We start from the raw sequence: 12154 nt of genomic DNA, 5'->3' as shown, positions 1-12154 counted from the left end.
GAGAAATATCAGCATAGAATAACGAAAGGCAGAGACCGCAACAACACTTGAATCAGGACAGGACCATGAATAAAGAGAAAGAACCCCAACAAAGTATCATCGAGCGGGTAAAAGAGGCGTTAGAAAACAGCCCCGAGGCACTGTCTCATTGGGTGACCTTGTCTGATCAATACCTCAAAGCCGCGGCCGATCTGACCAAAGATGAATGGGCCTTGATCGAGGCATACTTTAAACGTGATGTGAAAGCGTTCGGTGAACAGTACGATAAATCTCAAACCGAAGAGATTGATAGTCAGGTGTTTAACGATCTGATTGCTAACTCGATTTGGGAGCAATTGGCAGAGATCACCGACCGTACGCAGCTAGAGTGGCGTGAAGTGTTCGATGATCTTCAACATCATGGCGTTTATGAAGCGGGTGAAATTGTCGGACTGGGCGTGTTGCAATGTGAACAGTGCCATCATCAAACGCGGCACAGCCGGGTCGATGTGATTGCACCGTGTACGCAATGTGGTCATCGCTACTTTTCTCGCCGCCCTTACCCGGTGTAAGCCAAGTTTTAGAGCTTGGCTTTTGCGTTTGGTTTTAAAGCGCGGGTCGGTCTATCCGTGGCCAAAGGTGCCTAAGAGGCGTCGTCGCGACCTTCAAAGCGCTGGCGTTCTTCTTTTTCGACTTGAGAAAGCCGTGGCAGCTTTAGGCCTTGTGATTGCCCCATCCAACGGGCAAAGACAATATTACAAGCAAATGCCGCGGTGACGAAGACGAGCTCTGCAGCAGCCATCCACCGTTCGCCTTCATCGACATAGAGAATGGTAAGGGCGTGTAAAAAATAGAACATCAAAATAAAGTTGGCCCATGCATGGGTAAACGCTTTGCCTTTGATGATCCCAGGTAAAGGGAGCAGTAAAGGGATTGTCCAGCCAATGGTCACCGCCCATGCATTCAAGTGAGGATGGGGCGATAAGTAAGCATGCCACGCGACCACCCAAGCAATGAGGCCAAGGTTACTCAGCAAAGACAATTTGCGCATGAAGGCGAGCCGAGGATCTGTCACGATTCTGTCCTTTTATCTTAGGTGGTGGTAAAAAGTGTGGGCAAAACGCGCTAAGCGTTGGCCTAATGTTTTTGCGATTTGCTTTTCGTCGGCCATTAAAGGGTGATGTGGCTCCGCAACACTGGATGCACCGTAAGGGGAACCGCCGCCTTCCGTTGTATGAAGCGCACGCTCGCTGTGTGGAACACCGACTAACATCATACCATGATGAAGTAAGGGGATGGTCATCGTGAGCAGCGTGGTTTCTTGGCCACCATGAAGCATTGATCCGGCGCCAAAGACCGCGGCGGGTTTATCAATTAAGGCACCCGATAACCATTCGCCACTGGTACTATCGATAAATTGCTTCAATGGCGCGGCCATGTTGCCAAAACGTACCGGACTGCCGAGCGCGAGGCCATGGCAATCTAATAGATCCTGACGGGTGACAAAGGGATCGTTTGGCGAGACGTCCGGTATTTTGCCATCGGCATAAGCAGGCAGCTCGGGCACAGTTCGTAACACCGCCTCAACGCCTTGCGCTTCAATACCGCGTGCAACTTGTTGAGCAAGCTTACGTGTATTACCTGAACGGCTGTAATAAAGCACGAGAACTTGTGTCATTGAACGAATACCAATACATTTTCGGGTGGGCGGCCGATGACCGCTTTGTCGCCTTGAACGGCAATGGGACGTTCAATCAGTTTTGGGTGATTAACCATTGCCTCCAACAATTGCGCTTCTTCCACCGAAGCATCGCCCAAATTGGCTGCCTTGTAATCCGCTTCTTTGGTGCGCATCATGTCGCGAAATGATGCCATGCCCAGCTGTCGCTTTAACTCACGGAGCGTATCGGCAGATAATGGCGTCTCTAAATATTTAACGATTGTCGGCGTGACGCCCTTTGACTCAAGCAGCTTGAGGGTTTCTCGACTTTTTGAGCAACGTGGATTGTGGTACAGAGTAATGGGGCTCACAACATCTATCCTTTTTAAGTTGAGTTAACGATCACTGAGCGCTTTAAAGCGTGCCTGCTGATGGCGTAATTGATCGATACGCGCATCATAACGTGCTTGTGCCAAGCTGCCTAACTCAGCCAGTTGAGCGGCTTGGGTGTAGTTACGAATGGCTTTGCTCCATTGACCGCGCAGCGCGTAACGCTCTCCTTGAGCAGCTAATTCACCGTCACGGTGTGTGCCAGTGCTTTCGTACGCTTGTTGTAACAAAAACCATCCGTTGCTGTCATCGGCATGCTGGTGGGTGTAGCGCTCTAATGCCTTGATCGCTTCACCGCCACGCTTGGCTTTTACCAAGGTGTAAGCGTGATTAAGCAACAATACGCGATTGTTAGGCTGCTGGTTCAAGGCTTGATTCAGGCGGGATAAGGCGCTGTCATACTGCTTTTCGCCAATCTCTAAGTCGGTCATCGCGTCAATATAAAAACGATTATTGGGTTGAGCTTTAATGAGGGGCGCCAGCTTCTCACGCGCTTGTTGATAGCGCCTTGCATCAATATCCAACAGCGCCATGCCGTAATCAAGGCTATGTTTTTCCGCTGGCGATGCTGCTTTATGACGCCGTTCAAACCAGTCCATGGCGGAGCGATCAGCGATACCGCTATATCGTGCAACGATACGCGCTCGTGCGAGTTGGTAATCGGGAGAGTCGGGCACGCTTTTTTGAGGATACTGGCGCGCACGCGCGCGTGAATCTGTGATCCGAGACGCGGGTAATGGGTGAGTGCTGAAATACTCCGGCATTTGACTGGCGTAGCGGTACTCATCGGCTAACCGAGAGAAAAAGCGTGGCATCGCCTCAACATCGAAATCCGCGCGAGCGAGGGTTTCAATTCCGACGCGGTCGGCCTCTTCTTCGTTACGGCGGGTAAAATTTATTTGGCTTTGCATACTTCCCGCTGTTGCTGCATGGGCGGCGGCAATGCCTGCTTCAGGCGCTGCAATCGCGAGCATTAAAGAGCCGACTAAAGCGGCAACCGTTAGCGGCGAGGTTTGTGCCTGCGCTTCCATGCTGCGCGCAAGGTGGCGTTGGGTTACGTGCGCGATTTCGTGCGCCATCACAGATGCCAGTTCGCTTTCTGTCTTGGCATGCAGGAAAAGCCCAGAATGCATGGCTACATATCCGCCAAAAAAGGCAAACGCATTGATCGCTTGATTATCAATTAAAATAAACTGGAAGGGCGTGCGGACATCGTTGGCGTTCGCCACCAACCGATGCCCGAGGGCGTTAACATATTCACTGAGTAAAGGATCATCAATAATGGGTTTGCTGGCTCGTAGCATTCGCATATAAGCATCACCAAACTCTTTTTCTTTTGCCACCGACAGCGTACTCGCGGCAGCGGTGCCAATGTTAGGCAAGTCACTTTGATATGACTCGACGTTTGCTGACACAGGCGCACTGACCAGTGTCCCTGCAAGCGCATAGGCGACGAGGCGGCGAGCCGTTTTTCCTTTCCAAGAGCAAGATGCACGTGGCGGCATAAGTGTCATTACCTTTTAAAATACGCAAGTGTACTTAAGTACAGACCGATAAAACCTGTCTGGGTTTCGTTGGCGTTCTATCTAATGTCCATTACAATACCAACGATAATACCGACCGGTGAGACAGAATGGAATGTCAAACTCTTGATTTACGAGCACATGTTTGCCCAATGGCCCTGCTACTCGCCAAGCGTGCAGCCGCGTCGTTGCGTGCCGGCGAGCAGTTAGTGATTTTACTGGGCGATCAAGGCGCGAAAAACGATATTCCAACCTACTTTACGCGTGAAGGATTTATCATTGCTTGGTTAGATACGCCAGCCTCGCGTTTACACGTCACAAAACAATAACGAGCCTGATATGTTTGAATTGCTACATCGCTGGTATCGGCGACGCTTTTCCGACCCACATGCGGTCAGCCTAGTGCTGATTCTTTTGGTCGGTTTTGTCACCATCTATTTTTTCGGCAACTTATTGGCGCCTTTACTCGTGGCCATTGTCATGGCGTATTTACTCGATTGGCCGGTCAATCGTCTTAGTCGACTGGGGCTGCCTCGCACGTTATCGGTTTTGGTGGTGATCGCCTTATTTGCCAGCTTCACATTCATGGCGTTGTTTGGCTTGGTACCGACGATTTGGAATCAAGGGGTAAGCCTGGTGGCCGATGTGCCGAACATGTTTAATAACATGCAGATACTGATGATGAGCTTGCCCGAGCGCTATCCAGGATTAATTAATCCGCATATGGTGAACACACTGGTCGATACCTTGCAGTTTAAAGTCCTCAGTATGGGGGAAAGTTTGGTGAGGGGATCGTTATCATCGCTGGTGAACATCGTGGCGCTAGCGGTCTATTTGATTTTGGTCCCGCTCTTGGTTTTCTTCTTACTGAAAGATAAAACGCAAATGTTGGCGATGTTTAAAGGATTATTGCCGCGTAATCGCCGCCTTGCCTCTCGGGTTGGTCATGAGATGAACCAACAGATATCGAATTATATTCGCGGGAAAGTGACCGAGATTATTATTGTCGGTATCACCAGCTATCTGACTTTCATGTTACTCGATCTCCGCTATGCCGTGTTGCTAAGTGTCGCCACCGGCTTTTCTGTCCTTGTCCCCTATATCGGGGCGGCCATTGTGACGGTGCCGATAGCGATCGTGGCCCTTTTCCAATGGGGACTTGAGCCCGGGTTTTGGTATGTGATGATTGCTTACGGCGTGATTCAAACCCTTGACGGTAACGTCCTGGTGCCGGTGCTTTTCTCGGAAGCGGTCAATTTACACCCGGTGGCACTCATCATAGCCGTACTGGTTTTCGGTGGACTCTGGGGCTTTTGGGGGGTATTTTTTGCCATTCCATTGGCGACGTTAGTGAAAGCGGTATGGCAAGCATTGCCTGAAATTGAGCTCGATGATGATCCAAAAAAAGATGTAGAGTGATCCATCTTGTTTTCAGGCTCCTAAATAAAGGAGCTGAGCGGCACGAGCACAGGCTTTACCGTGATCAGTTTGGCCCACAGAAGTAGTAATGAAAAACAGGGTTGGCATGGTACAAAACAGGCAAGAACATACGCATTTAGAGGGGTTCCGCGTCGCTGTGATCGGTGGCGGCGTGGCGGGCACGACAGCGGCCATGCGACTGGCTGAACGAGGCATTGATACCCAGGTGTTTGAAGCGGGAACCGGGCTAGTCAGTGGCCCACCTATCTGTCATCTTCATGCGGGCGGCAATTTGTATCGAGAAATCTCGCTCGATCAGTGCTTAACCTTACTGGACCAGTCCGTTGCGACCGTACGCATGTATCCGCACTCTGTAAATCGCCGCCCAACCGTGTTGGCGGTGCCAGAGCAAGACCCAGGATCGTTAGACAGTGTGATTGCACGATTAGAAACCTTGCGCGAGCGCTATGCGCAATTGGTCGAGCTTGATAGCGCCAACAAAGTGATGGGCGAGCCTGCTGATTATTTCCGCCTGTATCAGCAATCAGACCTTGAAGCGCTGAAAGCCAAAGAGTATGGAAGTATGACCGATTCGGCTGACCAGTGGATGTGGCCCGTTGCGCAGTCACTGGATCTCAGTGCGATGAAGTATCCGTTGGTATTGGTGCAAGAATACGGGCTGAGTGTATTTCGCCTCGCCGCTGAAGCGCAATTGACGCTTGCCGACGTACCGCATTGCCAACTCAACTTTAATCATAAGGTCGTGGATACGCAGCAGACAGCGTCGGGTTGGCAAGTGACATATCAAGATAAGACAGGCCAATCGCACACCACCGAGGTTGACTATCTGATTAATGCGGCGGGATTTCGCACCGGGACCATTGACGATATGGCGGGCTTCGGGCGTCAGCGTTTGGTTGAGTACAAGGCAGCGTACGTCGCCCACTGGACGTCGACGGCGTACCAATGGCCAGAAATTATTGTTCATGGCCAGCGTGGCACGCCACAAGGTATGGCACAACTGACGCCTTATCCTGATGGTTTCTTTCAACTGCACGGCATGACGCAAGACGTGACCCTCTTTGAACGTGGCTTGGTGAAAAGCTCAGTGCAATCGGCGCAACCGAATGTCGACGCGCGCTATGTTAAAAACATCGATCAAGGATGGGACTGGGATCAAGTGTGCCAGCGCACGGACCGGGCCATCGAACATTTTGCTCAATGGCTGCCTGAGTTTAAGCAGGCCGAAGTTGGGGGAAAACCCTTGTGTGGTGCGCAACAAATCCCTGGCGAAGATCCGTCGTTGCGGGCGTCGGATGTGTCTTTCGATGGTGAGCGCTACGCGCGGATGGAAATCGTGAAAGCCTCCTCGGCGCTGACGGCGATAAATAAAGTCCTGACGCAATTTGAAGATGCCGGCTGGATTTCGCCAACCTCTCATTACGTCATGACGCGCCCGTCGACCGCTAAGATTGTCAGCGCTGCGTGTGAATTTGCGGTACAGCGTGGTTATCCAGAAGCATTGGCAAAGCCTGTGGGCTAAGTGAATCCATGGTCATCGTTTGAAAAAAGCGCACGACTTATCGTGCGCTTTTTTGTTAACAGGCAGGATAAGGTGCCGTCCTAGGCTTGGTTCAGGAAGTCCAATACCACTTGGTGATGATCTTTGGTCTTAAATTTATTGAACACATGTTCAATTTTGCCATCTTTGCCGACCAAAAAGCTGAGGCGATGAATGCCGTCATATTCTTTCCCCATGAACTTCTTGGGTCCCCAGACGCCAAATGCATCCGCAACCGCATGATCTTCGTCGCTCAGTAGGGTGAAATTGAGTTCATCGCGCGCGACAAAGCGGGCGATCTTTTTGACGGGATCCGGGCTGATACCTAACACCACGGTATCCAGCGCGTCGAGTTCGGCCTTAGTATCACGCAAAGAGCAGGCTTGTGTGGTGCAGCCTGGTGTCATTGCTTTGGGGTAAAAATACACGAGGACGCGTTTTTCGCCTTGAAACTGGCTAAGCGTGACGGTGTCGCCATTTTGATCTTGCAATAAAAAATCGGGCGCTTGAGCGCCTTCCGTTAATGTTTGCATGCGCTGCGTTTCCTTTTTTGTCGGTAAACCGAATTGACGATGATAGAGGGTGTTCGAGATTACGCAAGTTTTTGATATTACGATCACGCTCTTGACAGTGTTTGACCTTTTATTGACGCTAACGAGACGCTGATTCAATGATAAAATCGCAAACTTGAATGTAGCGGTAAGAAATGTCGAATAAGACACGCCAGCGCGCAGGGTTATTCTTGTGTTTACCCAGCGCCAAAAGTAACATTGCAAGCATCACCAATAAGGGAGACGAACATGGTTTCTGGAAGCATAGTGGCGCTCGTCACACCAATGGATGCACATGGCGAGGTGGATTACGTTAGCCTGAAAAAACTGGTCGAGTTTCATATCCAAGCGGGCACAGATGCGATTGTCGCAGTGGGCACAACGGGTGAGTCGTCGACAGTAACCGTGGATGAGCACATTAAAGTGGTCCTAAAGACCTTGGAATTTGCGGATGGACGGATTCCCGTTATTGCAGGTACGGGGGCAAATGCCACCCACGAAGCGATCACTTTCAGTAAAATGTTTGCCGGATCGGGCGTAGCCGCTTGTTTGAGTGTGACCCCTTATTACAACAAGCCGACGCAAGAAGGCTTATTCCAGCATTATAAAGCCATTGCCGAAGCGACCGACTTACCTCAGATTCTCTATAATGTCCCTGGTCGTACCGCCGTAGATATTCAGCCTGAAACGGTGGCGCGCTTAGCGACCTTTGACAATATTATCGGCCTAAAAGATGCCACTGCCGATGTCAGTCGTGTTGCCATTCATCGGGAACTTTGTGGCGATGACTTCCTCTTATTTAGTGGTGATGATTTAACAGGGCTAGATTTTGTCCTTGCTGGTGGACATGGCGTGATTTCGGTCACTAACAATGTTGCCGCTGCGGCAATGGCCAAAATGATTCAATTGGCGCGCGCCGGTGAAGCAGACCAAGCGCATGCAATCAACGAGACGCTGATCCCTTTACATCGTCACCTTTTTGACGAAGCCAATCCGATCCCTGTGAAGTGGGCAGTCCGAGAAATGGGATTGATTGCGGATGGCCATCTTCGTCTGCCATTAACCGAATTAAGCGAGCATTTGCGTCCCGATGTCCGAGAGGCCATGCAGGTTGCGGGTGTTGTTTAAGCCGTTGGAGTGTCAATGAAACCAGTATTTAAGCTCGGCCTTTGTGCCATCATGGTTACCGGGCTGGTGGCCTGTAGTGGTGGCGCCGAGCAACGCCGTCAAGCCAAGGATGATTTTAGCTACTTGCAAACGACCCCGCTGTCGCAGTGGCAAACCTTGCCGGATCAAGCGCCTTACTTTTCCACCAATTATCAGATCCCTGAGCAAGACTTTAAGGGCGAAATCGGCAAAAATGTCGATATTCGTCCGCCGCGTCAAGTGCTTGATTTAGTGCCAGGGGCGCGTATTGAGCGTGACAGTCGTGGAATAACCGTCGCGGTTGCCAATGAGCAGCAGCTTACCCAATTATGGGAAACCGTTGAACGTCTGGCGAACGATAAGACCATTCCTGTTGAGACACAAGCCGCAGATCAAATAGACACCGGCTGGATCGCTTGGGAAAAAGAAGACAGTGCTCATCAGGCTCGGTTCCGCCTATCACGACTCGAACAAGGGCGGCGATTTGCACTGGGCGTCAATATGATTGATTCACGCGCCAAGGCCAGTGATGAACCTTTGACGCCGGCAGAGCAGGAACGCTATAACACCTTAATGACCAATCTGATTACGGTGAGTCATGATGCAGCACTACGTGCAGAGGCGCGCCGTTTAGCTACGCAACGTCAGTCAGTTATTCCGATGAGTTTTGGTACTGATCGAAGTGGCTTGCCAGTGATTATTGCGCGTGCTCCGTATGATGTCGTATGGGAAAAACTTCCTGAGATGATTAAACCGCTCGGATTTACGGTAGAAAGCCGCAACCAATCGCAAGGTACGGTGAAAACGCGGCACGTTGCGCCGAATGATGAGCGTTGGCAGGCCCTTGGGGTTGAACCTATCTCGCTGCCGGACAATAGCTACACACTATTGTTAGGGGATTTAGGCAACCGCACCTCAATCAATGTAACCGACAGTGATGGAAAGCCGGTTAAAAAAGCAACGTTAGAAGCGCTTAGTCCAGCGCTGAAAGCGGCCATTGCGCAGCTTAGCCAGGCCACATCGCAGTAATCTTATAGGGACGCCAGACAGCGTCCCTTATTTTTTAGCGCCTAATGGAGAGAATAGGTAATGGAAAAACGTGCTGAGTTGTATCGCGGTAAGGCAAAATCTGTTTATGCAACCGATGATGAAAACCGCTTTGTTCTGCACTTTCGCAATGACACCTCTGCGTTTGATGGTGAGCGTGTTGAGCAACTTGAGCGAAAAGGCGAAGTGAATAACAAGTTCAATCACTTCATCATGCAAAAGCTTGAGCAGGCAGGTATTCCCACCCAAATGGACCAACTGTTGTCCGATACCGAGTGCGTGGTGAAAAAGCTCGATATGATCCCGGTTGAGTGTGTGGTAAGAAACATTGCCGCGGGCTCACTTTGTCGCCGACTGGGCGTAGAAGAGGGCACAGCACTCACTCCACCCACTTTTGAGTTGTTTTTAAAAAACGATGCGCTGCATGATCCTATGGTCAATGAATCACTGTGTGAGGCCTTAGGGTTCGCGAGCCAAGCCCAATTAGCGACCATGAAGTCGCTGACGTATCAGGTTAACGATGTGCTTAAGGCGCTGTTTGCTGAGGGTGGCTTATTGCTGGTGGACTACAAGCTGGAGTTTGGCGTCGACGTCAACGGTAATATTGTCCTTGGCGATGAGTTTAGCCCAGATGGCTGTCGTTTGTGGGATGCCAACACGCGAGAAAAATTGGATAAAGATCGCTTCCGCCAAGGTCTAGGTGGTGTGGTAGAAGCTTATATCGAAGTAGCAAAGCGTATCGGCTTAGCCCTATAATTTTTTGGCTTGAAAAGCAAACGATTGCGTCGCGTGTGAAGACAATAGCATCGTATAAATAAAATAGCGCCATGGATATGGCGCTATTTTTTATCGTCGCTCTTATCAGTAGGGAGGTCGGTATTATCGTTTGCGTCATCGTCAGACGCTGAACGTTGATGCTTATCAGGCTTGTCTTTGTATTTAAGCCCAAACTTGGCGTTGGCGGTGTATTTGAGCGCCATGATGTTACTCACGACCACGGCGACCACAATGGTAATAATCACATAAGGATTGGTTAGCCATTCCATCTTTCCACCTCGCATAAGTTGGTGACGTAAGTTGAATATATCCAATCTAATTGGCCGAGGATAGCGTCTTTCCCACAAATCGGCGCATGGGTGATCGCAGCCGCGAGCATATCCTGAGAGAAAGCGGATAACATTGACGCACTGGTGGCAATATGGCTGATATGCCATGGCTCTCTGGCAACCCCGCCTTGGTATCTCGCATAAGGAAGAAAGAAACCAAATGCTGATACATTGGCATATAGCCAAGAGGAAAAGGCCGCTTGCGGGCCACTGTCGTATTCGGGGGGCGTTAAAGCCAGCGGCTGATCAGGGATAAGAGACTGCTTATCGTACACATCCATGTCTGTTCCCCAATGATGTCGACTGGCGCCGGGTAACGCCGACCAGCGTAAGATCGCGTGCACCCGTTCCTTGTCTGATAAGCGGGTTATATCCATAGGTTGGCTGTGAGCATCAAGGACAGGCAGATCGCCGTTAAATTTACCATTCCAGATCGCCAACTGGCGTTCAAAAGCGCGATAACCACTGGCGACTCTCAACGCGAACCCAGCACGACTCGCCGCCTGTTGTAAGGCGGCGACGTCAGATAACACATCCTGATGCAAACAGGGCGCCCCAGGTTGCGCGTTCATTGGTTGAAGGGATGAAGAGTCTTGCCCAATCAACTGTGCTGCGCGTAGGATCACGGTAGCGCCTTTTCCAACACTTTTTGGTACATGTCGGTCAGCTTTTCTAAGTCAGGAATACTCACACACTCATTGACCTTATGAATCGTGGCATTGACCGGACCCAGCTCAATCACTTGAGCGCCCATCTGGGCGATAAAACGACCATCGGAGGTGCCACCGGTTGTCAGTAATTGTGGCGTTTGATGATTCACCTCTTCAACCGCGGCCACAACTGCATCAAGCAAGGTACCTTCATCGGTCAAAAACGGGTCGCCACTGTGGGTCCATTCTAAGGTGTAGTCGAGCCCGTGCGCGTCCAGAATAGAATAAACTCGCTGTTTGATGGTTTCACTATCTAGCTCGGTACTAAAGCGGAAGTTAAATTGCGCATGACACTCACCCGGGACCACATTGGCTGCGCCGGTACCTGCCTCAATATTTGGGATTTGAAAGCTTGTCGGTGGAAAAAAAGCATTGCCATTATCCCACACTGTTTGCACTAACTCTGTTAGCGCTGGCATGGCCTGATGGACAGGGTTACTTGCAAGGTGCGGATAGGCGACATGGCCTTGTACTCCTTTAACGTACAAATCGCCAGTGATGGATCCGCGACGACCGTTTTTGACCACATCACCGACGTGATTCGTACTTGAGGGTTCACCGACAATACACATGTCGATTTTCTCATTTCGAGCCATCAGCGTATCGACGACACGGGTGGTGCCATTAATAAAGGGTCCTTCTTCATCCGACGTGATCAGAAACGCGAGTGAACCCGAGTGGTCTGGATGCTCGGCAATAAAGCGCTCAGCAGCCACAACCATGGCGGCGAGTGAGCCCTTCATGTCCGCGGCGCCACGTCCATGAAGGTGATCGTCAATGACAGTGGCTTCAAATGGCGGCGTATGCCATTGATCGCGCGGGCCAGCGGGGACGACATCGGTGTGGCCCGCAAACGTGAAGAGCGGCCCATCAGTGCCCCGTCGCGCCCAAAGGTTGGTGGTATCGTCAAACACCATGGTTTCAATCGTAAAGCCCAGGGCTTCTAATCGAGCAATCATTTGAGCTTGGCAACCCGCGTCTTCCGGTGTGACCGACTCACGATTGATCAAGTCTTTTGCCAAAGCCAGCGTAGCAGTATCAGTCATTGGAGTTTCCTTACAG

General features: G+C 50.8%; 15 protein-coding genes. 7 read left to right on the top strand and 8 right to left on the bottom strand.

The window, feature by feature from the left end:
- Window positions 1–65: 65 nt before the first annotated feature.
- Window positions 66–551 carry a zinc ribbon-containing protein gene (locus tag BZG76_RS12530; protein WP_077461613.1) on the top strand — a complete coding sequence of 162 codons (486 nt, stop codon included), beginning with the start codon at window positions 66–68 and terminating at the stop codon, window positions 549–551.
- Between the two features lie 71 nt (window positions 552–622).
- Here the strand turns inward: BZG76_RS12530 and BZG76_RS12525 are convergent, their stop codons facing one another.
- The 4 genes from BZG76_RS12525 to BZG76_RS12510 are packed head-to-tail and all read right to left on the bottom strand — an operon-like array spanning window position 623 to window position 3534.
- Entirely contained in the window at window positions 623–1030 is a 408-nt protein-coding gene (locus tag BZG76_RS12525) for a DUF2069 domain-containing protein (RefSeq protein WP_051503281.1), read from the bottom strand.
- A gap of 36 nt (window positions 1031–1066) precedes the next feature.
- On the bottom strand, window positions 1067–1657 hold the full coding sequence (gene wrbA / locus BZG76_RS12520) for an NAD(P)H:quinone oxidoreductase (protein WP_025744464.1): 591 nt from the start codon (window positions 1655–1657) through the stop codon (window positions 1067–1069).
- On the bottom strand, window positions 1654–2010 hold the full coding sequence (gene arsC, locus BZG76_RS12515) for an arsenate reductase (glutaredoxin) (protein WP_077461612.1): 357 nt from the start codon (window positions 2008–2010) through the stop codon (window positions 1654–1656). Before arsC ends, wrbA begins: the two co-directional genes overlap by 4 nt.
- Before the next feature lie 24 nt (window positions 2011–2034).
- Window positions 2035–3534, bottom strand: coding sequence for a beta-barrel assembly-enhancing protease (locus BZG76_RS12510; RefSeq protein ID WP_025744466.1), 1500 nt, complete (start codon window positions 3532–3534; stop codon window positions 2035–2037).
- Between the two features lie 128 nt (window positions 3535–3662).
- Between BZG76_RS12510 and BZG76_RS12505 the strand changes: the two genes are divergently transcribed.
- The 3 genes from BZG76_RS12505 to BZG76_RS12495 all read left to right on the top strand — a co-directional run bounded on the left by BZG76_RS12505 (window position 3663) and on the right by BZG76_RS12495 (window position 6514).
- Window positions 3663–3881 carry a sulfurtransferase TusA family protein gene (locus tag BZG76_RS12505; RefSeq protein ID WP_077461611.1) on the top strand — a complete coding sequence of 73 codons (219 nt, stop codon included), beginning with the start codon at window positions 3663–3665 and terminating at the stop codon, window positions 3879–3881.
- A gap of 10 nt (window positions 3882–3891) precedes the next feature.
- On the top strand, window positions 3892–4971 hold the full coding sequence (locus BZG76_RS12500) for an AI-2E family transporter (protein ID WP_077461610.1): 1080 nt from the start codon (window positions 3892–3894) through the stop codon (window positions 4969–4971).
- Window positions 4972–5059: 88 nt separating this feature from the next.
- The gene (locus tag BZG76_RS12495) at window positions 5060–6514 is read left to right on the top strand and encodes an FAD-dependent oxidoreductase (RefSeq protein ID WP_077461609.1); all 1455 of its coding nucleotides are present in this window, start codon (window positions 5060–5062) and stop codon (window positions 6512–6514) included.
- A gap of 80 nt (window positions 6515–6594) precedes the next feature.
- On the opposite strand, the gene bcp is transcribed toward BZG76_RS12495, so the two are convergent.
- Window positions 6595–7065, bottom strand: coding sequence for a thioredoxin-dependent thiol peroxidase (bcp, locus tag BZG76_RS12490; protein WP_077461608.1), 471 nt, complete (start codon window positions 7063–7065; stop codon window positions 6595–6597).
- 267 nt (window positions 7066–7332) lie between these two features.
- Here bcp and dapA point away from each other — a divergent pair, with 267 nt between their 5' ends.
- Genes dapA through purC form a run of 3 tightly spaced genes read left to right on the top strand, consistent with a single transcriptional unit; the run spans window position 7333 to window position 10032 of the window.
- Window positions 7333–8211: a 4-hydroxy-tetrahydrodipicolinate synthase gene (gene dapA, locus BZG76_RS12485; protein WP_025744469.1), complete on the top strand. Its 879-nt coding sequence runs from the start codon at window positions 7333–7335 to the stop codon at window positions 8209–8211.
- 15 nt (window positions 8212–8226) lie between these two features.
- Window positions 8227–9258, top strand: coding sequence for an outer membrane protein assembly factor BamC (gene bamC / locus BZG76_RS12480; RefSeq protein ID WP_077461607.1), 1032 nt, complete (start codon window positions 8227–8229; stop codon window positions 9256–9258).
- A 60-nt stretch (window positions 9259–9318) separates the two neighbouring features.
- A complete protein-coding gene (gene purC, locus BZG76_RS12475) occupies window positions 9319–10032 on the top strand; it encodes a phosphoribosylaminoimidazolesuccinocarboxamide synthase (protein ID WP_077461606.1) in 714 nt (237 codons plus the stop codon).
- A gap of 83 nt (window positions 10033–10115) precedes the next feature.
- Here the strand turns inward: purC and BZG76_RS12470 are convergent, their stop codons facing one another.
- The 3 genes from BZG76_RS12470 to dapE are packed head-to-tail and all read right to left on the bottom strand — an operon-like array spanning window position 10116 to window position 12138.
- Entirely contained in the window at window positions 10116–10322 is a 207-nt protein-coding gene (locus BZG76_RS12470) for a DUF2897 family protein (protein WP_025744471.1), read from the bottom strand.
- Window positions 10310–11008: a M15 family metallopeptidase gene (locus BZG76_RS12465; protein WP_241824093.1), complete on the bottom strand. Its 699-nt coding sequence runs from the start codon at window positions 11006–11008 to the stop codon at window positions 10310–10312. Before BZG76_RS12465 ends, BZG76_RS12470 begins: the two co-directional genes overlap by 13 nt.
- A complete protein-coding gene (dapE, locus tag BZG76_RS12460; protein ID WP_077461605.1) occupies window positions 11005–12138 on the bottom strand; it encodes a succinyl-diaminopimelate desuccinylase in 1134 nt (377 codons plus the stop codon). Before dapE ends, BZG76_RS12465 begins: the two co-directional genes overlap by 4 nt.
- Between the last annotated feature and the right edge of the window lie 16 nt (window positions 12139–12154).

The sequence above is a fragment of the Salinivibrio sp. AR647 genome (assembly GCF_001995415.1).
Classification (GTDB): domain Bacteria; phylum Pseudomonadota; class Gammaproteobacteria; order Enterobacterales; family Vibrionaceae; genus Salinivibrio; species Salinivibrio costicola.
The sequence above is the reverse complement of the archived record's forward strand: the minus strand, read 5'-3'. Positions and strand labels throughout refer to the sequence as shown.